This is a genomic window from Subtercola frigoramans, assembly GCF_016907385.1.
GTDB lineage: Bacteria > Actinomycetota > Actinomycetes > Actinomycetales > Microbacteriaceae > Subtercola > Subtercola frigoramans.
This window is the reverse complement of the sequence record NZ_JAFBBU010000001.1, coordinates 1,587,687-1,609,753: the sequence shown is the minus strand read 5'-3', so window position 1 is coordinate 1,609,753 and position 22,067 is coordinate 1,587,687. Positions and strand designations below refer to the sequence as shown.

Genomic DNA, 22,067 nt, shown 5'->3' with positions numbered 1-22,067 from the left:
TCGACCGCACAAGACCCCGGCTGGTCATGTGAGGAAAGTCCTACGGAACGTCGACGGCGGCGAATCGCGGTTGAGTGACTCCGTCACGGTTCACGGTCTCCTCGAACATCGATCGCGATCTCACCCAGAGCTGCGCACCTCCTACCGGCCGGTAGAGAACCATCTCGACCTCGGTTTCTGAATCCAAGACCGTACCGATGGCTTCATAGAGGTTGCCTTTGAAGTGCCGGTACAACCCGATCCGAAATGCGCTCATCCCTCATTCTTTCGCGTTCGCCTCGTGTTCCGGCGCTGCTGCCCGCGCCGACACGTACCCGCCACCCGAACAATAAGGCTGTGAGTCACTATGGGCTGCAGGCGACGCCGGACCGGTGACCGAGGGCCCTATGCTGCGACAACCCTACGGCGTAGTCTCGAGTGTGAACCCGGCACACCCGCCGTGCCGCACGGAAAGGATGACTATGGCTATCAACGACGACGACATCATCACCGAACAGGAAGCGGGCGGAGAGGGTCCCGCGGATGGCGGCGCAAACCCGAATGGACACGATGGCGGGGCCGATGGCTCTGCCGACGCTGGTGAAGGTACTGCCGATGGCGGAGCGAACCCCGGCGGCCACGATGGTGGAGCCGACGGTTCCGCTGACGCCGGAGAGGGTACCGCCGATGGCGGAGCGAACCCCGGCGGCCACGACGGCGGTGCCGACGGATCGGCGTAATGTCTTCATTCGAGCGCGGGTCGGGCGACCGGCCCGCGCTTTCTCGTTGCGTAGGGTACGAACACTCCACTGAATTCGCCGAACGTTTCTGGGCGACGACACCACTGCTCACCCGCGCCGATGAGCTCCCTCGGCCGTTCGACGACCTGTTCAGCGCCGACGCGGCCGACGACCTCATCTCACACCGCGCATTGCGCACCCCCTTCTTTCGCATGGCAGTCGAAGGGTCGGTACTGAATCCGTCGGCCTTTACCTCGTCTGGCGGCTTCGGCGCCGAGATCGCCGACCAGGTGTCGAGCGAAAAGGTGCTTGCAGAGTTCGCTGCCGGAGCCACGATCGTGCTGCAGGGGCTGCATCGAACATGGCCGCCGCTGATGGACTTCACCCGTGACCTGGCCGAGGAGATCGGGCATCCGGTTCAGGTCAACGCCTACATCACGCCGGCGTCGTCGCGCGGTTTTGACCCGCACTACGACGTGCACGATGTGTTCGTGCTGCAGATCGCGGGCGAGAAGCACTGGACCATCCACGAGCCGGTGCACGCCTCGCCCCTGCGCGATCAGCCGTGGTCTGATCACCGCGAGGCGGTCGCGCACCGGGCCGCGGGCGAACCCCACATCGACGCGGTCTTCCGGCCGGGTGACGCCCTGTACCTGCCGCGGGGCTGGATCCATTCGGCCGAGGCCCTCGGCGGCACCTCCATTCACCTCACGATCGGCGTCGCAGCCTACACTCGCGCCGACGTCGCCCAGACGCTCATCAGCCGCATCGGAGACACCGAGGCGCTGCGCACCTCACTCCCCTTCGGCATCGACGTCGCCGATACAGAGCAGCTCGAGCCGATCGTGCGACTGGTTGTGGCCGAGCTGCAAGCGATGCTGTCGGCCGACATGGATGATCGCACCGTACCGTCGCGCCAGAATCACGCCGTGAGCGCCGCACTGGCACGACGTCTGGCGTCCGCGGCTCCCCCGGAGCCCGTTCTGCCACTCGCAACCGTGGACGCCATCGCCGCGCTCAGCGGCTCGAGTGTGGTTCGCTGGCGGCGATCGTTGCGAGCCACGATCACGAGTGACACCGAGGTCGTGCGCATCTCGGTCGGCGGTTCTGCGGCAGGCCATTCGGTGGTGCTGCCGGCGGAAGCGACAGAAGCGATCCGACGGCTTGCCCAGGGCGACGCGATCGCCGTCGAGGCGTTGCCGGGGCTCGACGCAGACTCCGCGCTCGTGGTGGTGAGGCGGCTGCTTCGCGAAGCGATCATCGTCCTCGCGTGAACGCCAGTCGCGCTGCCGATGACGCGGTCGATTGGGCGCCCTGCAGTGACCGTTCACGCGAGCGAGGCGATCCGCTGGCGGCCACAGCGTCACGCGGTCTCCGATGGTTTCTTGTCGAGGTCGAAGGCCCGTGGGGTGCAAACGCCTTCTCCACGTCGGCACTCGGCCGCAAACTCGGCCAAGCCATCGTTCACCGGGTGGAGGCGGCCGGGATGCGGCCGTTGGCGATCAGGCGCGTCGCCCGAGCATCGCAGGTCGACCAGCGGTTGGTCACTCGATCAGCGGCAACGACTCCGCGTTCGACAGTCGGCAGTCCGGCACGTACGATCACAGAGACTCACTGGCGATGGGCGTCCGTCGATTCGCGTCCCGGGTTCGAGCAGATCCGGTGGGGCAGCGTCGATGACCCGCACGCGCTGCTCGAGGTTCCGCTGGACGGATCGGCGGGCATCCTGTCGACCGACCCGATCTTCTGCGTCTGCACCCACGCCAAACACGACCAGTGCTGTGCCGTGCGCGGTCGCCCCGTGGCACTCGCCCTCTCTGCCGAGTACCCGGAGGCGACCTGGGAGTGCTCGCATCTCGGCGGCGATCGTTTCGCCGGGACGATGGTGGTCTTTCCTGAAGGCCTCTACTTCGGGCGGGCAGACGACGTTGCCTCGACCCTCATCGTGCGCGACTACCTCGACGGCCGTGTCGATGAGGCGCACTTCCGTGGGCGCAGCTCGCTGTCGCACCCCGTTCAGGCGGCGCAGCACTACGCGCGGCGCCGCCTCGGCGATGACCGGCTCGCCTCATTCCGCCCGATCGCCGAGACCGCGGTTCCCGGCGCCCGCCCGGGCGTCTTCGCGGTGACCCTGGCCGCGCCCGCGCCCGCACTCGTACCCGATCATGGCGCGTCATACTCACAGGCGCCGAGCGATTCTGTCGTGCATGTCGTGGTCGCCGAGACTCTCTCGGTACCGCTGCTCAGCACCTGCGCGGCGACCCGATTCGGGCGAGTGCGCGAGTTCGAGCTACTCTCGATCGAGGTGACGCCGATGTGACCGAGACGAGTCCAGCTGAACCGAGGGGAACGAACGATGGTGATCACGGTGCACGGCGCCCGCGTGGGCCGCGCGGACCGCGCCGCGCAGTGAATTCTTCGAGTACCGGCGCGTCGACCCTGGTGGTCATTCCCGCATTCGGACTCCCGGAGCTGACCGATGCGGTCGTGAACGACCTGTGCCGCGACGGGAGCGATCTCGACCCGGCCGTGCGGATCGTGGTGGTCGACAACGCCGGCGACTACGTTCTGCCGCAAGGTCACATCTCGGTCTACCGCCCGGGGCGCAACCTGCGGTGGATCGACGCCGCGAACTGGGCCCTGGAAACGTCGTCGCGCGAGGGGCACTCGGTCTGCGTCGTGCTGAACAACGACATCCGACTGTCGCCGGGGTTCCTGAACGGACTGATCGCCCCGTTCAGGGAGGCAGACGACATCGCGCTGGCCTCGGCCTGCTACGACGACTTCTGGTTGCACCAGCGCGCTCACGCGATCCCAACGACCGCGGCCGAGTACGTGTCGCGCGACGTGGTTCGCGACGTCGACTTCTGTGACGGAACCGCGATCGCGTTTGCGGTGCCCTCTGTCGTCGCACTGGGAGGTCTCGACGAGGTGACCTTTCCCGGGCACGGCTACGGCGCGGACATCGACTTGGCGATCCGGGTGCGCGCGGCCGGCCTTCGGTGCGTGGTCACCGAGAACGCCTATGTCTCGCACCTCCGGCGGCAGACGATGAACCAGAAACATCAGACATCAGAAGGCAACCGCGCGGAGATCCTGGACGGCCTGAATGCCAAGTGGGGCGACGGATGGCGGGCGAAGGTGGGGCTCGCGGCGGAGTCCTTTCCCGCCCACAACACCGGGAGCGGCGCGTCGTGGTATCTGACCCCGCCGACCTGGTGAACTGCGGCGCGACCGTCAACCGCACCCCCCTGAGTGCTAGTAGGCGCCCTTCACAATGTTGACGAGCTGCTCACCGGCCACGAATCGTCGCACCTGAGCGTTGACCAGCGCAAAAGCTCGCGGGCCGGCCTTCGCGATCGAGCCAGCCGCGTGCGGCGTGATGATCAGGTTCGGCGCCTTCCACAGCGGGTGGTCGGCGGGCAGCGGCTCTGGCTCCATCACGTCGAGGGCGGCGCGCAACCGGCCCGCCGTCAGCTCGGCGAGCAGTGCTGCCGTATCGACGACCTTGCCGCGCGCCACGTTGACCAGCAGGGCGCCGTCGCGCATCCGGGCCAGGAACTCGGCGTCGACGAGCCCGGTCGTGTCTGGTGTGAGCGGAACGGTCAGCACCACCACATCGGCCTCGGGCAGCAGGCTCGGCAGCTCCGAGATGGCGTGAATGCCGTCCCGTGCCGTGTGTGCCACGAACACCGGGTCAGCGTCAAAGCTCCGCAGCCGGCGGGCGGTCTGCTCACCGAGGTCACCGGCACCGATGATCAGCACCCGCTTGTCGCGCAGGTCGTCGGCCTCCATCGGCTCCCACCGGCCCTGTCGTTGCGCCTCGACGAAGTGGGGCATCTGGCGCAGCGTGGCCAGGATGACCGTCAGCACCATCTCGGCGACCGCCGAACCGTGCACGCCGCGCGCGGTGCACAGCGTGACACCGTCGGGAACGAAAGCGACGATGTCCTCCACGCCGGCACTTGTCAGCTGGGTGACTTCGAGCTTGGGCATGGCCGCGAACTTCTCGGCCAGATTGGTCGAATCCTCCACCTGCGGCACCCAGAAGACGGTCTCCGCCAGGTGCTCGGGCTTATCACGCTCGCCGTTCCAGAGGATCACCTCGACCCCGTCGGGAACGGCTCCGAGGAGTTCTCGAGCGTGGGAATCTGGCACACACACGACAGTCATGACTCCAGCGTAGCCAACGCCGAGACCGGGCCTCCGCTGTACGGTCTCCGAGACTTCTACACAATGTGGAAGTACGTTGACCGCGAGTACTTAGACTGCAGTGAAGGCAACGGACAGCTCGTGTGCCGGTGAATCAGCTCTACCGAACAATCCGGCCCCGAAGGCAGGACTGAACTCGAACAGGAGACGCGCCATGACCACCACGCCGCTCGCCTATCCCCGTCAAGAGCAGGAGCTCACCGGCGAGGACACTCGGCTCCGCAACTGGGCCAAGAACTCCAGGCTGGGCCCACCCGGGTCGGTCGTCACCCCTGCCACTGAAGCGGAACTGTGCGACTACCTCGCTACCAGCGACGGTCGGGTCAGGATGATCGGCAGCCGGATGTCGCCCGGCAGAATGATTCAGGTCGCAGACCAGACGGGCACCCTCCTCGACCTCAGCACGCTCAGCGGCGTGATCTCCAGCACCGACGACACCGCGACCTTCGCTGGCTCGACCCCCTTGGCAGAGGTGTACGCATTCCTGTCCGCGCGCGGGCAGATGTTACCGGCCTCCCCCGGGGTGATCGCCGAGCAGACGCTGGCTGGCGCCCTGGCCACCGGAACCCATGGTCAGGGCCTGCAGCAGAGCTCGATCGCAGGGGCCGCACTGTCGATTCGGATGGTGCTTGCCGACGGCACGGTGGCAGAGTTCGACCGTGACCACCCGGACTTTCCTGCAGTCCAGCTCGGCCTCGGCTCGCTGGGAGTCATCACCGCGGTGACGCTGCGCGCGCGGAAATCGGTGATCTACACCTGCCTGAAGAACGCCGTCGGGGCCGACCGTCTGGAAGCTGACCTGGAGACGTGGAACCGGGAGAACAGTCTCGTCAAGGCGTGGTGGTTCCCCCAGGAGAATCAGGTCCAGGTCTGGAAAGCCAACGAGGCCACCGCCGATGAGGTACGTCGTTATCGAGTCGGCGGTGGTGAGCTGCTGCAGCACGCGACCACCAACAACACGATGAACGGCACCGTGGAATCGACGCTGCGCCACCTTCGCGACGATACCAAGGGAGTCGCCGACGACGGCAAGCCACTTCGCACCGTGACGCGATTCCGTGACTTCACCGACGTCACCGGTGACGTGTACCAGATCTTCTGCCGAGGGATCGCCACCCCCCAGATCAACGTCGAGATCGCCATCCCGCTGGCTCGGGCCGGTGAGGTGATCACAAAGATCAAAAAGTGGCATGCGGAGACCCGTCCCCGCATGCACTATCCGATCATCCTGCGCTGTACCGGCCCATCCGACGGATGGCTGAGCCCCTCTCACGAGCAGGACACCTGCTACTTCGGCTTCGTCGTCTATTACGCAGCTGACGGTTCGCTGTCTGACGAGGGCGAGAGCTATTTGCGGGCAGTGGAACGAGCGCTGGCCGAAGAGGGTGGCCGGCCACATTGGGGCAAGTACTTCGACGAATCCCTCTACGACTGGCCGGCGCTCTACCCTCAGTGGGAGGCCTTCCGCCAGGTTCGTGAAGCGCTCGACCCACAGCACCGCTTCGCCAATGCGTTCGCTGAAGCCCTGCTCGACTGACGTGACACAGCCACCAAGACAGGAGCGCCTGCCATGAACGCCTGGGTGACGTTGCTGACGCAACCCAACTACGTGATCGGTGTTCGAACGCTGCGCGCCTCACTGGCGGCTTCTGGCAGCGAGGCTCCCCTTGTCGTCATGGTCACCGAGGAGATCGACGACCAGACCCGGGATCTCCTCAGAACCGAAGGGTGTCTACTCTGCGACGTGGCTCCGCTGCGCCCGGCTGGAGGTTCGGCCAGCAGCTACGCGAACTCCCGGTTCGCAGAGGTGTGGACCAAGCTGGCCGTCTGGGGTCTCACCGAGTTCGAGCGTGTCGTCTTTCTTGACGCCGACATGCTGGTGACCCAGAACATGGATGAGCTGTTCTCGCTCGATCTGGCCGACGGAGCCATCGCTGCGTGCCACGCCTGCCGATGCAACCCCAACCGGATCGCAAGCTATCCGCCGAGCTGGACGCCCGAGAACTGCTTCTACACCCACTGCCGGGGTGGGGACCACGTCACCGAGCCGGGAGCAACCGACAACTACCTGAACGGTGGATTCCTCGCGTTGTCGCCCGACGAGGCCGTGCTCGCCGACATGGTCGAGCGGCTGGCGAAGGTGGAGGACCTGTCACGCTACCCGTTCGCCGAGCAAGATTTCCTGAACGAGTTCTACGCAGACCGCTGGCGTCCCCTGCCCTATGTCTACAACGCACTGAAGACCCTGCCGCAACAACACCCGACGGTCTGGGACCAGACGAAAGTCAAGAACATCCACTACATCATCGACAAGCCGTGGGAGAAGCCGCTCGACCCCTCTGATCGTTACTTCGACCTGGCCCGACTCTGGTGGGAGATGGCTGACACCCTGAGCGCACCGACCTCAGTCGACGAGGGTTCCATCGATCGCTGAGGCCGTTGCCGTAGCCAGGAGTCTGCCGATCAGATGGTCACTGCCGAGGATTCTGTGGGTTCGAACGCCTGACTGGCGCGAAACGATTTTGAGCACGCCATCCGAGTGGAATTCATCGAGACTCCCGTAGATGACATCGATGGGTACCGTAATGGAGGCGAGGTCGCTGATGGTTGTCTGCGATTCGATGGAGTTCTTCAGCGATTTGACGAACGGGGTCCAGGTTCGGTCGTTGATATCCATCGCCTTGGGTATCGAAAGGAAGCGCTCGAGGATCGCGGCATGCCGGAGCGTGAACACTTTGTTTTCCCGCACGTATTTGTAGGCGCGAAGGTAGAAATCCATCACGTCGCGATCAAGCTTGTCACTGAGTTCCTCAGGAGAAACGTAGATCGGAGGGCTCACGAGAACCACTTTTTCGATGCTGAGCCGGGTTCGGGCAGCGAGCCGGGCGGCGGTTTCGTCGAACATTTCGGGCCTGTCAGCAGAGCCTCAACCAAGCAACCCTCCGCGACGAGTGCGGCGCGGTAAGGCTCAGGCTGACACATAGCCTCGGGGTCCGCCAGAGTGACCGTCGAAGACCTGACGGCGGCAAGAACGGATCGAATGGATCAGCGATCTGGTACTTCATCGCCACGACGTTCTTATTCATCTCGACACCGAGTCTGGTCGCTCAGAATATCTCGATGTTGGAGATCATCGGCACAGTCGCGGGTTTCGTTCTGCTTCTCGTCTGCATCGTCATGTGGAGCAGCGAGCGGTCGCGGTCACAGGCGAAGGGATGACCTTCGACGCTACTTACGCAGGGAGTCAATCTTGTCCAGCGGCACGTAGAAAGTGACCTGGCCCGTTTCCGTATCGACCCGTGCCTTGAGATCGACCTTCTGGGTAATGCGATGCCCGTGTGATACGGCGACGGCATACGACGACGCAGCGTATACGTCACAGTCTTCGATGTACTCGGTCATCGACCAAGTTTATCGACGAAGGATTTGCTTTCATAACTGATACTCTCGCGTACCGTTCTCTTCGCGATTCGGCGTAGCCAGCGGCAGCGTCGGCCACCCGTCTCGGCTGGATCGATTGTCGTCTGAGTGGGCAGCGGTTAGCCTCAGACGTCGTTCCGGCCGCTTCGCGTTCGTCGTAGGCCGAGCAGAATCAAGACAATACCGACTGCCGCGACAATAAGTCCGATGTACAACCACATGCGGTCACCAGTCATCGAACTACCCGGAATGAGATTTGCGCCCTGCCCCGCAAACACCGCGCCCACGATGAGAGCAATCGCGCCGACTATCACGAGCACTGTCCGACCAACACGCCTATTCATGGTCTCAACCTAGCCTCAGCCCAGACAGATGTCCGTCTATCGGCTGACAACAGACTCCCGTTCAGCGGACCAGCGAATTTCGACGGAGTGGAAATTGGCGTGGGTGTGCGGCCGTTGCGGGAACCCGTGGTCATGGCGCCGGATAGCGGAGCAATGCGCGTCCGTAGTATTCGTCACTCGCAGTGAATCCTGAGCGTAGTGCCGCGTCACCATTGGACATGTCCACGCGAGCCCCTGTGGTGACTCCGTCAGGGTCTGGCGTTCGCCCAAGGTGGTGCGAGTACATTAGCGGCTTCCGGGTGACGGAGCTAGAACCGGCGAGACGGGTTTCGTGGCTCGGATCGAGGGCCTGACGAGGTGACCGATCGACGGGTCATCGCGCCTTCCGTACCTGCGGCGTGAGGGAAATTCCGCGCAGGTTCACTCAAATCGGGGTCAGAAAGTCACGCCGTGAACAAAATCTGTGCAATTTGGCCGCGACACGCAGGAATCGGTCATTCGCCACTCAGCTGACCGTTATGCTCTGAGAAATGCACCAGTGACCCAGCGTCGGGTTCGGCTCCTTCGGGCCCTTCGGCGGATCATTCCTCCACTCCCGAATCCTTACCCTTGCCCATGGAGCACACAATGATGTTTGCACTGGTTGCCATTCTTCTCACTGTCTGGATAATCGTCTCTCTGCCCATCGCCCTCATCATGGGGCGAATTCCGCGCCTCGCTGAACGAGCAGAGCTGCACCACGCCGAGCCTGCCGCGAGCGGCGTCGTCGGCACGATCACGCGCTGACAAAGCACGCAGCAGTAGCAGCAAGGCCGATACGCGACCGTAGCCGCGTCTGCGGCGCTGTCGGTTTACGCAGCGACGCGCGCGGCCACAGAGCTGGTCAGTGCAGAGAGCACGAGGGCGAGTTGCCCAACAGGTGCGCCAGGGTCTTCGGGGTGCCACTGCACACCGTAGATGGGAGCCGAGCTGTGCTCGAGCGCTTCGGGGGTGCCGTCGGCGGCGATTCCCACGACGACCAGGTCGTCACCGATGCGATCCGCCGCCTGGTGGTGAGCGCTCTGCACAACGACCCGAGTGGTGCCCAAGTGACCGGCGAGTCGGCTCGCCGCACGCAGATCGACTTCGTGTCGGGTCATGGTCGATTCGACTGGCACGCCGACATTCGTGTGCGAGGTCTGCTCGCCGAGGTCTTGAAGCAGCGTGCCGCCGAGGGCGACGTTGATGATCTGAAGTCCCCGGCAGATGCCGAGCAGCGGGGTCTGCCGTTCGAGCGCGCGACGCACCAGAGCGATCTGCGCCTCGTCGGCGACATCGAAGTGCTGGCCCTCACCTCGATACCCTGACGCCGCGCCGTAGAACCTCGGGTCGATGTCTTCGCCGCCCATGACGACGAGTGCGTCTGCATCGCGAGTGAGCTCTAGCAGCTTCTCGGTGCCAACATCTGCGGCCCCGACGCGAAGCACCGAATACCCGAGCCGCTCCCCTTCGGCGACGACGGCCGAGTTCAGGGTGTCGACGTACGCGTGATATTCAGGCCGGTCGGGCCGAGACCGCGTCACCTCGACGACGGCGAGCGTCTTCGTGGCGGTGGTGTCGGGCATCCGGAGCTCTTCTCGTTTGCAGGGCAGCCTGTCGGTCACGGCTGGTGTGTGATTCAAGTAGACGGCCCCACAGGCGCCACGGCCAGTCGCCAGGTAACGCGCCGTCACAAACCTCACCGGCAAAGACAGTGCGACACGCGATGGATGCCCGGCAACCCATTGGCCGAACGCTCGTGCCAGACTGAGAATGTGCCAGCTACCTTTCTTGTTGTTCCCCAGTGGCAGGGTTCCGGTTCGAGCCGGGCCATGCAGCTCAGTGACGGTGCCGATGCGATTGCGGGGGACCTGCCGGCGGCGGTCACTCGGCGTGTCGAGGTGCCGCTCGGCGCCGGCGAGAGCCTGGATACGGGGGTGCACCGGGCCAGTTCGGTGCTCAGCATCCGTGACGCGGTTGCAGCGGCGCTCGGCGCTGACCCTGACGACGGCGAGCGCGAGGGCGTCGGCCAGGGCGAACCAGGCATCGTCGTGACCATCGGCGGGGACTGCGGTGTGGAGCTCGCACCCGTCGCCCGCGCGGTCGGCAGGCACCCAGACCTCGCCGTGGTGTGGCTCGATGCCCACGCAGACCTCTGCACACCCGAGGAATCACCCTCGGGTGCGTTCTCAGGCATGGTGCTGCGCACACTGCTCGGCGACGGGGCAAAGTTGCTGGTGCCCACTGCTGGCGAGACGCTGAACGCTTCGCGGGTGGTTCTGGCTGGCACACGATCGTACGATGACGACGAAGAAGCCTTCATAGAGGAGAAGGCGATCCGGCTCGTCACCGTCGACCAGCTCCAGCAGAGCGAAGACCTCGAACGCGGCGATGCGCTGGTTGCGGCCGTCGAGTCGACCGGTGCGTCCTCGGTGTACCTGCACATCGACCTCGACGTGCTCGACCCGGCCGAGATCGCCGGCATCAGCTACCCGGAGCCCTTCGGCCTCACGGTGGCAGCACTGGTGGAGAACATCACGGCGGTTCGCCGGCGCTTCACCCTCGTCGGCGCCGGAATCACGCAGTTCGCGCCGTCGAGCCCCGATACGGCCGCTGACGACCTTTCTGCGGTGCTCCGCATCATCTCGGCGCTGACCCGGCCCCTGTAGCCCGGCCGCCCCAACTGGCCTGGCAGCGGGGCTGACAGGTCCCGGCCCCGAGTTCGACGTAGCATCGATGCATGAACACGCGTATCACCGTCGAACGCCGAGGCCCCATTCTTCTCATCGGCCTCAACCGGCCAGAGAAGCGCAACGCCGCCGATCTCGCCCTTCTTGAGGAGCTCGCCGCGGCCTACGGCGAACTCGAGCATGACCCCGAACTGCGGGTCGGCCTCGTGCACGCGGTCGGTGACCACTTCACCGCAGGACTCGACCTGGCCGACATCGGCCCACGCATCGGCCCCGACGGTCTCGACTACGTGGTCGAGGGCGGCATCAACCCCTGGCAGCTCGAGGGCCGCTACCTCAGCAAACCAGTGGTCATGGCCGTTCAGGGCACCTGCCTCACCCTCGGCATCGAACTGGTACTTGCCAGCGACATCGCCGTCGCCGCTGCCTCGACCCGGTTCGGTCAGATCGAGGTCTCGCGGGGCATCCTGCCCTTCGGCGGCGCCACCCTGAGGTTCCCGCGCGCCGTCGGCTGGGGCAATGCCATGCGATGGATGCTCACCGGCGACCTTTTCGACGCCGCCGAAGCTCATCGCATCGGCCTGGTGCAGGAGGTTGTGCCCGACGGCGAGCAGTTTGCCCGGGCTCTCGAACTCGCGAGTCGCGTCGCCGCCCAGGCGCCGCTCGCCGTTCAGGCCGTGCTCGCCAATGCCCACCTCGCCGTGCGATCGGGCGATGCCGAAGCCGAACGCGAACTTCAGCCGGAGCTCGTGAGGCTGGTCGGCAGCGAGGACTCCGTGATCGGAATGCAAGCCTTCGTGCAAAGAAAGCCTGCCGAGTTCGTCGGTCGGTAGTGTGGAATCAGGGTTCTGCGACCCTGGACCGAAAGGGCACCAATGACCGCTTCACCAGAAGAGACAACATTCGACCTGATCGTGATCGGCGGGGGTGCGATCGGTGAGAACGTCGCCGACCGGGCCGTGCAGGGAGGGCTCAGCGTCGCACTGGTCGAAGCCGAGCTGGTCGGCGGCGAGTGTTCGTATTGGGCATGCATGCCGTCGAAGGCGCTGCTGAGAAGCGGTGCGGCCGTCCGCGCCGCCCAGAACGTGTCTGGGGCACGAGAGGCCGTCACCGGCCAGATCGACGTGCGTGCCGTGCTCGAGCAGCGCAACAGCATCGCCAGCAACTGGAGCGACGACGGCCAGGCCGAGTGGGTCGCCGGCGCGGGCATCACGCTGCTGCGCGGTTTCGCGCGGTTCACGGGCCCCAAAGCGCTGTCGCTGACGGATGCCCGGGGCGCGGTGACACAACTCACGGCCCGCCACGCCGTCGCGGTCTCGACCGGTTCTGCCGCACTGCTGCCCGACATCCCCGGGTTGGCTGGAGCAGCCCCCTGGACCAGCCGCGAAGCGACGAGCACCCAGGAGATCCCGGCACGGCTCGCCATCCTCGGTGGCGGCGTGGTGGGCTGCGAGATGGCGACCGCCTACGCCTCACTCGGATCGAAGGTGACTCTGCTTTCACGAGGTGCACTGCTCAGCAACCTGGAGCCGTTCGCCGGCGAGCGGGTGAAGGATGCCCTGCTCGCGCTGGGCGTCGACGTGCAACTGGGGGCCTCCCCGACGTCTGTCTCGCGAGACGGCGCCGGCGGCGAGGTGACCCTGGTAGTGGGCGGCACAGAACTCGTTGTGGACGAGCTTCTGGTGGCCGTCGGCCGAACGCCGAACACCGGTGACCTCGGGCTCGAGACGATCGGCCTCGAGCCGCACAGCTGGCTGCCGACCGACGACACGATGCTCGTCGTCGGCGAAGACGGCGCTCCCCTCTCGGGTGAGTGGCTCTATGCCACCGGAGATGTGACGCATCGCGCGCTGCTCACCCACCAGGGCAAGTACCAGGCCAGGGCCGCAGGAGACGTCATCGCGGCCCGCGCGCTCGGCAAACGCCTCTCGATCGAACCGTGGGGCGCCCATGTCGCGACGGCAGATCATGAGTCTGTGCCCCAGGTGACCTTCACCGACCCGGAGGTCGCCTCCGTCGGCCTGACACTCGCGGCCGCGCAGAAGGCGGGCTATTCTGTGCGCGCCGTCGACTACGAGATCGGCAACGTCGCAGGGGCGAGTGTGACCAGCGAGAACTACTCCGGCCAGGCACGCATGATCGTCGATGAAGACCGGCAGGTCATCCTGGGCGTGACGTTCGTCGGGCAGGGCGTCGCCGAGCTGCTGCACTCCGCCACCATCGCCGTGGTCGGTGAAGTGCCCCTCAACAGGCTCTGGCACGCGGTACCGTCGTACCCCACGCTCAGCGAGGTCTGGCTGCGTCTGCTCGAGACGTATGGCCGGGATACGTCGAGTTTCTAGACCGTGCCAACACCACTGCCAGCATCCCTGCGCTCACTCGTGCCCGCTCCCCTCCGGCGACTGGTGGTCGCGATCATCAGGCCCATCCTTCTTGCCCCGCCGCTCGCGGCAGCAGGGTACCTCTACGCGACGCTGGTCGGCATTGTGTGGGGGGCTGTGCTCAGCACCGGCCGCATCCGCCGGGTCGACGGCCTGTTCGTCTTCACCGGAATGCCGCCCGGGTCGTTCTCGCGCGGCGGATCGTGCATCGGCGGGGTCTACCTGACCGACACGAACGACTCGCCGACCGTGCTCGAACACGAAGCCATTCATCGGCTGCAGTGGAAGAAATACGGCCTCACCTTCCCGTTGGCCTACTTTCTCGCCGGGCGCGACCCCCTGAAAAACCGATTCGAGATCGAAGCCGGGCTCGAGAAGGGCGGCTACGGCTGAACCGCTCGCTCGCTCACCACTGCGGCGGGTGACGGATTTCCCAGCGAAGCACACGCTCCAGTTGGCGCCCGAGGGAGAAGAGTGTGGCTTCGCCTCCTGGTCGGCCGATGAGCTGCACCCCGATGGGCAGACCCGGGAGCCCCTCAGCGACCGCCCGCGTCTCGCCGACCGGGAGCGTGATCGCCGGCAGCCCACTCACGTTCACGAATGAGGTGAACGGCGTGTACTGCACCTGCTGGGCGAAGTTCTTCTCGGCATCGACGCTGTCGAACCACCCGATCGTGCGCGGAGGGAACGCGAGGGTTGGAGTGAGAACGGCGTCGAACGAGTCGAACTGCCGGATGATCGACCGCTCGAAGCCCGAAAGAACACCCAGTGCGGCCGACAGTTCTGCGGCGCTCAATGAACGGCCGCGATGAAGAAGCCACCGGGTGAGGGGCTCGAGCAGGTGTTCGTTCGAGGCGTCTGCCGGGATCGACGCGGCCCCGGCCTGCCAGATCGTGCGGAAGGCGGGGGCATACTCTGGCGAAGGCAGGAGCGACAGCTCTTCGACGCCATGCCCGAGGTCAGAGAGCAGAGCCACGGTCTGTTCGAACGTCTCGATCACGTCAGGATCGAGGGTGATCTCGTAGGCGTCTGACCACGGGGAATCCAGCAGCACTCCCAGCTGAAAACGACCTTCGCCACGGATAGCGGCTCCGAGGTAGGGCCCGTCGTGGTTCTCGGGGGCCCTCAGCGCAAAGTGATGGTGCGGAGTGCCGCCGCTCGGGGCGATCATTCCGTCGAGCAGCAGCGCAGCATCCGTCACCGACCGGGCCAGTGGCCCGCCGACGGCGAGACCCGCCAGAGTACCGATACCCGACGCGGCGGGGATGAGACCGCGCGAGGGCTTCAGGCCGACCAGGCCGGTCGCGGCGGCGGGGATGCGAATCGACCCGCCGCCGTCGGAGCCGGGAGCGAAGGGCAGCATTCCGGCGGCCACAGCGACGGCAGCTCCCCCGCTCGAACCGCCTGGCCCACGCGCTGTGTCATAGGGATTACGGGCCGGCGGAGCCACGAGGTTCTCGGTGTAGCTCGGCAGGCCGAACTCCGGTGTCGCGGATTTTCCGAGGCTGATCGCTCCTGCCGCGTCGAGCACCTCGGCGATCTCGTCGCTCTCCTCTGGCACGTGGTCGGCGAACAGGCGTGAGCCGAAGGTGGTGCGCACGCCTTTGCGCCGCACGAGGTCCTTGTCGGCGAAGGGCAGCCCCCAGAGCGTCGTCGTGCGCGGCACGTTCTCTTCAACGTGTCGGGCTCGCGCGAGAGCCAACTCGGCGGTCACCTCGTGAAGGGCCCCGAGCCCGGGGTTCAGCTTCTCGATGCGTTTCAGATAGTGCGCTGTCACCTCGGTGGGCGAGGCCTCGCCCTTCTGCAGCAGCTGCCAGAGCTCGAGCGCCGACAGATCGTAAATCTCAGCCATGCGAATGTCGTCTCTTCGAGCTACTTCAGGTGCTTCTGCAGGAGAACCGTGCCGAGCCAGCGGTTGAATTTGAAGCCGACCTTGCCGAGCCTGCCGACTTCGACGAAACCGAAACTCTCGTGGAGCCTGATCGAACCTTCGGCGCCCTTGTCGACAATCACCGCGAGGACCTCCTTGATGCCCGCGGCCTTGGAGCGCGCGAGGAGCTCCTTCATGAGGGCCTTGCCGAGACCCTTGCCCGTGGCCGCCGGCCCGAGGTAGATCGAATCCTCGACGGTTCGCCGATAGGCGGCCTTCTGCTTCCACGGGGAGACGTAGGCGAACCCGAGCACGGTCGAGGTCGGCGAGACCGCCACCAGGAACGGCATGTTGAGCTTGGAGACCCAGCTGAACTTCGTGCGCCACTCCTTGAGGGTCATCGCGTCTTCATCGAACGTCACGACCGTGTTGGCCACGTAGTGGTTGTAGATCTCGCGCACGTAGGGCATGTCGGCGAGGGTCGCATCGCGGATCGTGAACTCGAACACCGGCTCGGGTTGAACCGGGGGGCGCAGGTGAACAGGCAGCTGGCGCCGGGGCTGATATTCCTCTTCAAGCATGCCAGAAGCCTAATGGGCAACCGCCCGGGTTGGCTTGTGGGCTTCACCAGCGTCAGGATGCACGTCACCGGCCGTCGAGCGACCAGTCGATCGGTGCCGCACCCTGCTCGAGCAACAACGCGTTGGCTCTGCTGAACGGCCGCGAACCGAAGAAGCCACGGTAGGCCGAGAGCGGACTCGGATGCGCAGACTCGATCACCGGCACCTCGCCGAGAAGCGGCCGAAGCGTGGCGGCATCCTTGCCCCAGAGGATGACGACAAGCGGAGTCTGCCGTGCGACCAGGGCCCTGATCGCCTGGTCGGTCACCGCCTCCCAGCCTTTACCGCGGTGCGAGGCCGCCTGGCCCGGTTGCACGGTCAGCACCCGGTTGAGCAGCATCACACCGTGCCGCGACCACGCCGTGAGATCGCCGTGCACGGCCGAGGGCTCGCCGAGGTCGTCGCCCAGCTCCCGAAAGATGTTCTGAAGGCTCCGGGGCAGCGGCCTCACCCGCTGGTCGACCGCGAACGACAGGCCGATCGGGTGCCCGGGGGTGGGGTAGGGATCCTGCCCCACGACGAGAACCCGAACCTCGTCGAACGGGAATCGGAACGCCCGGAACACGTCGTCACCAGCGGGCAGGTAACCGCGCCCCGACGCCACCTCGGCTCGCAGAAAATCGCCCAGTTGCCGGATCTGCGCAGCCACCGGTTCAAGGGCTGCCGCCCAGCCTGTGTCGATCAGTCCTCGCGAAACCAGTTCGTCAAGCGACGAGCCAGCGGGGCTCAGTTCGCGCCCATCGTCGCAACCCGCACTCCGCCGCCCTCGGTGGTCACGGTCCACACACTGCCCCGGCCGACGACCCTGAGCGGGCCCTCGCCGATGACCAGGGCCGTGTGTTCGTCGATGGCGATGCCACTCTCGACGAGGCCGGCTTCCGTTGCCGCGACGAGCCGGGACAGGGTGCCCCACTGGGCTGCGTGCACGTCGACGGCGAGGTCGATGAGCCCGATGCCCTCGCCCATGGTGATCTCCTCAAGATCTTCGGCCGCGTCGTGCGGTGACACTTCGACCTCCCCGATCTTCCAGCCACCCAGCAACGCCCGGTCTGCCGCAATCGCAGCACCGGCAGAGAAGCCGAGGTAGGGCACACCCGACGAGACCTGGCGCCGGATCTCGCCGAATGCCGGGTCGAGGCTGTCCCGGTAGGCAGGAGTGAGGCCACCCCAGACCAGGATGCCGTCGACGTCGGCGAGCTGTGTCGGACTGACGGTCTCGCCCTCCGCGATGAGCACGGGTACCGGCTGGAGTTCGGTGAGAAGTTCGAGAGACGCGAGAAGAGCCGCATATTTCTCTGGCCCGTCGCCGTCTCGCACGAGAACCAGGGCAATCCGCGGGCCCTCGAGCCGGCCCGCCTGCAGGGCGCGTTCGGCGCTTTCCGACAGGAATTCCCGGTACACGGCCCCGTCGTCTTCCGGGGGCCAGCCTCCGCCGACAAGATGGATGCTCACCGGGGCATCCCCGAACCCGAGGCCCTGCGCGTCATACCGTCACCGGCGGGTGGGCCGACCACGGGAAGACGATCCACCGGTCGGTCTTGCGCCAGTAGAAGTCAGGTTCGATCACCGATCGCGGCTTGGCGTACAGCGTCGCCGTCTTCACCGTGACGCCGATCTTCGTCAGCAGTCCGACCACAAGGGCAAGCGTGCGCCCCGAGTCGGCGACATCGTCGACCAGCAGGATGTTCTTGCCGATCAATGCGGTGTTGTCGAGCATCGGCGGCAGGATGATCGGCTCAGGCAGTGTCGTCTCGATATCGGAATAGAACTCCACGTTCAGGCTCCCGCAGCTCTTGGTTCCGGTGGCGTAGGCCAGGGCGCCGGCGGGCAGGAGGCCGCCGCGGGCGATGGCGATCACGAAGTCGGGCACGAACCCGCTCTCGAGCACGCTTGTTGCGAGAACCCGTGACGCTTCGCCGAACTCCAGCCACCCCAGCACCTCGCGCTCGGGGGTTTCTTCGACGACGACGGTTTCAGGTGCTTCTGTACTCTCGGCCATTGGTCAAAACTACCGGTTATTGCTTCACTTCGAGGGGGCCACGGTGCACCTTGTACGCAGCCGACTGCGCGACCGGCTTGATCACGACCAGGTCGAGGCTGATATGTGGAGCCAACTCGACCATCGTCACGATGGTCTCGGCAACATCGTCTGCGGTCAGCGGGTTCGGAACCCCTGCGTAGACCGCGTCGGCAGCAGCCTGATCGCCCCTGAACCTCACCAGCGAGAACTCGTCGGTGTGCACCATGCCAGGCGCTATCTCGAGAACACGAATGGGTTCGCCACTCAGTTCGAGCCGCAGAACGTCCATCATGGCCGCCACGGCGAACTTTGCTGCGTTGTATCCGCCGCCCTTCTCGTAGGCGATGTGACCCGCGATCGAGGAGACCGTGAGGATGTCGGCAACACCCTCCCCCGTTGGCACGCCGGAGACAGAGGCACGAAGCAGCGGAAGCAGGGCCGTGATGACGCGCTTCACGGCGATGACGTTGATCTCGAACATCCACTGCCAGTCCGCGATACTGCCGTGCTCGACGGTGTCGAGCCCGACGGCCCCGCCGGCGTTGTTGACCAGTGTGCTCACTCCACCGGTTTCGGCGAGATGGACTGCCAGGGCATCCACATCGGCCTGGACGGTCAGGTCGGCGACGAAGAACGTCGCCCCCGTCTCTTCGGCGAGCGCACGCAGCCGGTCTTCACGGCGTGCCACGGCCACCACCGGCCACCCGTGAGCGCGGAGCCGGCGCACTGTGGCGGCACCGATACCCGAACTCGCTCCGGTGACGACGGCACGACGATTTTGCTGGGGCACGGGGATCCGCTTTCTGTGACTGGTGGCAGGAGAGGCACTCTGTGCAACAACGCTAGCGGAGATGGTATTTCGTTCTCGTTACCCCGTATTGCATTCCTCGTTGACGCTACCTTCGCGGGTGCCTACTGTTACGACAGAGAGAGCGCACCGTTTCGTCTCCCTGCGTTCACCCAGCCCTCCTCCCCAGAACTCGAAGGACACCTCAGATGACCGACAATTCCGCCGACTGGCAGTTCGAAACCAAACAGATCCACAGTGGTGCTGCGCCTGACCCGGTGACAAACGCGCGCGCGACGCCGATCTACCAGACCACGTCGTATGTCTTCAACAACGCCGACCACGCGAAGAACCTCTTCGCTCTCGCCGAATTCGGCAACATCTACACGCGCATCCAGAACCCGACCCAGAACGTGGTCGAGGAGCGAGTTGCAGCGCTCGAAGGCGGAACAGCAGCGCTGCTGGTCGCTTCGGGCCAGGCCGCAGAGACTTTCGCCGTTCTGAACATCGCCCAGGCCGGCGACCACATCGTGTCGAGCGCCTCGATCTACGGCGGAACGTACAACCTGTTCAAGTACACGCTTGCCAAACTCGGCATCGAGACCACCTTCGTCGAGAACCAGGACGACGCGGAAGAGTGGTCGAGGGCAGTACGCCCGAACACCAAGCTGTTCTTCGCTGAGACCATCGGAAACCCGAAGATCAACATCCTCGACATCTCCCTGGTCTCGACGGTCGCCCACGAGAACGGCGTGCCGCTCATCGTCGACAACACGATCGCGACCCCGTACCTGATCCGCCCGTTCGAGCACGGGGCCGACATCATCGTGCACTCGGCCACCAAGTTCCTCGGCGGCCACGGCACCGTCATCGGCGGCGTCATCGTCGACGGCGGAAAGTTCAAGTGGAGCGAGAACTCGGCGAAGTTCCCGGGGCTCACCACACCCGACGAGTCGTACCACGGCGTCACCTACACCGAGGCGCTCGGCGACGGCATCGCGTACATCATCAAGGCCCGCGTTCAGCTTCTGCGTGACCTCGGATCATCGATCGCCCCCGCGAGCGCATGGCAGCTCATCCAGGGCATCGAGACCCTGAGCCTGCGCATCGAGCGCCACGTGCAGAACGCCCAGGACGTTGCGGAGTGGCTCGACAGCCACGAGGACGTCGCAACGGTCTACTACGCCGGGCTCCCGTCAAGCCCGTGGTACGCCGCCGCCAACAAGTACGCCCCCAAGGGTGTCGGTGCGGTGCTGTCGTTCGAGCTCAAGGGTGGTGTCGATGCCGGTCGCGCCCTCGTCAACACACTCAGCCTGTTCTCGCACCTCGCGAACATCGGTGACGTGCGGAGCCTCGTGATCCACCCGGCATCGACGACGCACTCCCAGCTCACGCCGGAGCAGCAGCTCACCTCCGGTGTCACACCGGGCCTCGTGCGCCTCTCTGTGGGCCTCGAGAACATCGCCGACATCAAGGCAGACCTCGCGGCCGGCCTTGCCGCTGCACGCGAGGTCGCTCGGGCGAACGCGCTGTAATAACGCTGCTTGAGCACACCGAAGCCCCCACACACCAGGATTTCACTGGGCGTGGGGGGCTTCGATACGCTGTTGCGCAGCTACTCAACCAGCGATCGTGAGGTGGCCGGGTGACGTAACAGTCGCCCGGCCACCTCTTTCTTTCAGCCAGAATGGACTGACCATGGACTGGCAGATATCTGAAGACACCGTACCGAGCGATTTCATCACGGATGCGCAGATCCGGTCGATCCTCGGAAAGCCCGCTGCCACCGGGGCCTGGCGCGACGGTGACCCCGTCGGAAACCGCCGATTCGCGCACATCGGTGATGTGAGCTTCGAAAGCGGCGGATTCGTCCCCGATGTCCGTATCGCGTACGAGACATTCGGCAGGCTCAACGTCAACGGGGACAATGCGATTCTGGTGGCGCACGCCCTCACGGGCGACAGCCACCTTACGGGGCTCGCCGGCCCCGGGCATCCGACAGCAGGGTGGTGGAGCGGTATCGTCGGCCCCGGCCTGGCGCTGGACACCGACCGGTACTTCGTCGTCGCCCCGAACATGCTGGGCAGCTGCCAGGGCACGACCGGCCCCGCCTCCCTCGCGCCTGACGGTGAAGAGTGGGGTTCCCGATTTCCGTACACCAGCATCCGTGACCAGGTGCGGGCGCAGCGGCGCCTGATGAGCGTGCTCGGCATCCAGACCTGGGCTGCCGTCGTCGGTGGTTCGATGGGCGGGATGCAGGTGCTCGAGTGGGGCATCGAATACCCGGAGACGGCCGAGAGGCTGGCGATCATCGCGGCACCCTCCGTGTCCAGCGCCGACCAGATCGCCTTGAATTCAGTGCAGATCGAGGCCATCCGTGCGGACCCGTTCTTTCATCACGGCTCGTACTACGACGCTAAGATCGGCGAGGGACCGCACCAGGGGCTCGCCCTGGCCAGGCGCATGGCCCTCCTCAACTACCGGAGCCCGACCGAACTCAACGACCGATTCGAACGGAGCTGGCAGAGCGGAATCAGCCCCCTCGGCCACCACGGGCGTTTCGCGGTCGAGTCGTACCTCGACTTTCACGGCAACAAGTTCACGCGGCGCTTCGATGCGAACGCCTACATCACCCTGGTCGAGGCGATGAATTCGCACGATGTCGGCCGCGGCCGGGGCGGTGTGATCGAGGCACTCCGCCGGGTCACAGCGACAACGCTCATCATCGGGATCGACAGCGACCGGCTGTTTCCGGTCGAGGACCAGCAGCTCATTGCTCGTCACATCCGAGGCAATATCGACGGCACGCAGGCGCACGTGATCTCCTCACGATTCGGCCACGACGGCTTTCTCATCGAATACGACACCGTCGGCGCGCAATTGAAACGTCTGCTGACCTCGTAACAGCTAGCATCGACAGTGTGACCGACCTCCTGCGTGCAGACGCGATGATGCGCGCCGCGAAGCTGTACCTGCGCACAGCGTC

General features: G+C 65.5%; 24 protein-coding genes. 13 read left to right on the top strand and 11 right to left on the bottom strand.

Annotated features, from left to right (window positions below):
- Positions 1–40: 40 nt before the first annotated feature.
- Positions 41–256, bottom strand: coding sequence for a DUF1653 domain-containing protein (locus JOE66_RS07620; RefSeq protein ID WP_205108208.1), 216 nt, complete (start codon positions 254–256; stop codon positions 41–43).
- Positions 257–461: 205 nt separating this feature from the next.
- Between JOE66_RS07620 and JOE66_RS07615 the strand changes: the two genes are divergently transcribed.
- The 4 genes from JOE66_RS07615 (at position 462) to JOE66_RS07600 (ending at position 3,941) form a co-directional block, all read left to right on the top strand.
- Complete coding sequence (locus tag JOE66_RS07615) at positions 462–719, top strand: BatC protein (protein ID WP_205108206.1); 258 nt, start codon at positions 462–464, stop codon at positions 717–719.
- Entirely contained in the window at positions 719–1,993 is a 1,275-nt protein-coding gene (locus JOE66_RS07610; RefSeq protein ID WP_205108203.1) for a cupin domain-containing protein, read from the top strand. Before JOE66_RS07615 ends, JOE66_RS07610 begins: the two co-directional genes overlap by 1 nt.
- The gene (locus tag JOE66_RS07605) at positions 1,990–3,039 is read left to right on the top strand and encodes a ferredoxin family protein (protein WP_205108201.1); all 1,050 of its coding nucleotides are present in this window, start codon (positions 1,990–1,992) and stop codon (positions 3,037–3,039) included. The genes JOE66_RS07610 and JOE66_RS07605 overlap by 4 nt, the downstream gene beginning before the upstream one ends.
- A gap of 89 nt (positions 3,040–3,128) precedes the next feature.
- Complete coding sequence (locus tag JOE66_RS07600) at positions 3,129–3,941, top strand: glycosyltransferase family protein (RefSeq protein WP_205108199.1); 813 nt, start codon at positions 3,129–3,131, stop codon at positions 3,939–3,941.
- Positions 3,942–3,977: 36 nt separating this feature from the next.
- Here JOE66_RS07600 and JOE66_RS07595 read toward each other — a convergent pair whose 3' ends face one another.
- The gene (locus JOE66_RS07595; RefSeq protein WP_205108197.1) at positions 3,978–4,823 is read right to left on the bottom strand and encodes a 2-hydroxyacid dehydrogenase; all 846 of its coding nucleotides are present in this window, start codon (positions 4,821–4,823) and stop codon (positions 3,978–3,980) included.
- Between the two features lie 262 nt (positions 4,824–5,085).
- Here JOE66_RS07595 and JOE66_RS07590 point away from each other — a divergent pair, with 262 nt between their 5' ends.
- Both JOE66_RS07590 and JOE66_RS07585 read left to right on the top strand, forming a co-directional pair.
- Positions 5,086–6,468: a D-arabinono-1,4-lactone oxidase gene (locus JOE66_RS07590; RefSeq protein WP_205108195.1), complete on the top strand. Its 1,383-nt coding sequence runs from the start codon at positions 5,086–5,088 to the stop codon at positions 6,466–6,468.
- A gap of 33 nt (positions 6,469–6,501) precedes the next feature.
- Positions 6,502–7,365: a glycosyltransferase family 8 protein gene (locus JOE66_RS07585; RefSeq protein WP_205108193.1), complete on the top strand. Its 864-nt coding sequence runs from the start codon at positions 6,502–6,504 to the stop codon at positions 7,363–7,365.
- Here JOE66_RS07585 and JOE66_RS07580 read toward each other — a convergent pair.
- Both JOE66_RS07580 and JOE66_RS07575 read right to left on the bottom strand, forming a co-directional pair.
- Entirely contained in the window at positions 7,336–7,836 is a 501-nt protein-coding gene (locus JOE66_RS07580; RefSeq protein ID WP_205108191.1) for an alpha/beta hydrolase family protein, read from the bottom strand. The genes JOE66_RS07585 and JOE66_RS07580 overlap by 30 nt on opposite strands.
- Positions 7,837–8,159: 323 nt before the next feature.
- Positions 8,160–8,333, bottom strand: coding sequence for a hypothetical protein (locus tag JOE66_RS07575; RefSeq protein ID WP_205108189.1), 174 nt, complete (start codon positions 8,331–8,333; stop codon positions 8,160–8,162).
- Positions 8,334–9,322: 989 nt separating this feature from the next.
- On the opposite strand from JOE66_RS07575, the gene JOE66_RS07570 reads away from it, so the two are divergent.
- The gene (locus JOE66_RS07570) at positions 9,323–9,481 is read left to right on the top strand and encodes a hypothetical protein (RefSeq protein ID WP_205108187.1); all 159 of its coding nucleotides are present in this window, start codon (positions 9,323–9,325) and stop codon (positions 9,479–9,481) included.
- Positions 9,482–9,546: 65 nt separating this feature from the next.
- Here JOE66_RS07570 and JOE66_RS07565 read toward each other — a convergent pair whose 3' ends face one another.
- Positions 9,547–10,299, bottom strand: a complete 753-nt coding sequence (locus JOE66_RS07565; RefSeq protein WP_205108184.1) for a gamma-glutamyl-gamma-aminobutyrate hydrolase family protein — start codon at positions 10,297–10,299, stop codon at positions 9,547–9,549.
- Between the two features lie 189 nt (positions 10,300–10,488).
- Here JOE66_RS07565 and JOE66_RS07560 point away from each other — a divergent pair, with 189 nt between their 5' ends.
- The 4 genes from JOE66_RS07560 (at position 10,489) to JOE66_RS07545 (ending at position 14,177) form a co-directional block, all read left to right on the top strand.
- A complete protein-coding gene (locus JOE66_RS07560; protein WP_307827107.1) occupies positions 10,489–11,382 on the top strand; it encodes an arginase family protein in 894 nt (297 codons plus the stop codon).
- A 71-nt stretch (positions 11,383–11,453) separates the two neighbouring features.
- Positions 11,454–12,236, top strand: coding sequence for a crotonase/enoyl-CoA hydratase family protein (locus JOE66_RS07555; protein WP_205108180.1), 783 nt, complete (start codon positions 11,454–11,456; stop codon positions 12,234–12,236).
- Positions 12,237–12,278: 42 nt separating this feature from the next.
- Entirely contained in the window at positions 12,279–13,745 is a 1,467-nt protein-coding gene (locus JOE66_RS07550; RefSeq protein ID WP_205108178.1) for a dihydrolipoyl dehydrogenase family protein, read from the top strand.
- A gap of 39 nt (positions 13,746–13,784) precedes the next feature.
- The gene (locus JOE66_RS07545; RefSeq protein WP_372435509.1) at positions 13,785–14,177 is read left to right on the top strand and encodes a Fe-S oxidoreductase; all 393 of its coding nucleotides are present in this window, start codon (positions 13,785–13,787) and stop codon (positions 14,175–14,177) included.
- A gap of 13 nt (positions 14,178–14,190) precedes the next feature.
- Here JOE66_RS07545 and JOE66_RS07540 read toward each other — a convergent pair whose 3' ends face one another.
- The 6 genes from JOE66_RS07540 to JOE66_RS07515 form a co-directional block, all read right to left on the bottom strand.
- Entirely contained in the window at positions 14,191–15,636 is a 1,446-nt protein-coding gene (locus tag JOE66_RS07540) for an amidase (RefSeq protein ID WP_205108176.1), read from the bottom strand.
- A 20-nt stretch (positions 15,637–15,656) separates the two neighbouring features.
- A complete protein-coding gene (locus tag JOE66_RS07535; RefSeq protein ID WP_205108174.1) occupies positions 15,657–16,235 on the bottom strand; it encodes a GNAT family N-acetyltransferase in 579 nt (192 codons plus the stop codon).
- 64 nt (positions 16,236–16,299) lie between these two features.
- A complete protein-coding gene (locus JOE66_RS07530; protein ID WP_205111731.1) occupies positions 16,300–17,004 on the bottom strand; it encodes a uracil-DNA glycosylase in 705 nt (234 codons plus the stop codon).
- The gene (locus JOE66_RS07525; RefSeq protein WP_205108172.1) at positions 17,001–17,726 is read right to left on the bottom strand and encodes a Type 1 glutamine amidotransferase-like domain-containing protein; all 726 of its coding nucleotides are present in this window, start codon (positions 17,724–17,726) and stop codon (positions 17,001–17,003) included. Before JOE66_RS07525 ends, JOE66_RS07530 begins: the two co-directional genes overlap by 4 nt.
- A gap of 31 nt (positions 17,727–17,757) precedes the next feature.
- Positions 17,758–18,273 carry a phosphoribosyltransferase gene (locus JOE66_RS07520; protein ID WP_205108170.1) on the bottom strand — a complete coding sequence of 172 codons (516 nt, stop codon included), beginning with the start codon at positions 18,271–18,273 and terminating at the stop codon, positions 17,758–17,760.
- A 16-nt stretch (positions 18,274–18,289) separates the two neighbouring features.
- On the bottom strand, positions 18,290–19,084 hold the full coding sequence (locus JOE66_RS07515; RefSeq protein WP_205108167.1) for an SDR family oxidoreductase: 795 nt from the start codon (positions 19,082–19,084) through the stop codon (positions 18,290–18,292).
- A 206-nt stretch (positions 19,085–19,290) separates the two neighbouring features.
- On the opposite strand from JOE66_RS07515, the gene JOE66_RS07510 reads away from it, so the two are divergent.
- Positions 19,291–20,616 carry a bifunctional o-acetylhomoserine/o-acetylserine sulfhydrylase gene (locus tag JOE66_RS07510; RefSeq protein ID WP_205108165.1) on the top strand — a complete coding sequence of 442 codons (1,326 nt, stop codon included), beginning with the start codon at positions 19,291–19,293 and terminating at the stop codon, positions 20,614–20,616.
- A gap of 163 nt (positions 20,617–20,779) precedes the next feature.
- Complete coding sequence (gene metX, locus JOE66_RS07505) at positions 20,780–21,985, top strand: homoserine O-acetyltransferase MetX (RefSeq protein WP_205108163.1); 1,206 nt, start codon at positions 20,780–20,782, stop codon at positions 21,983–21,985.
- The last annotated feature ends 82 nt before the right edge of the window (positions 21,986–22,067 follow it).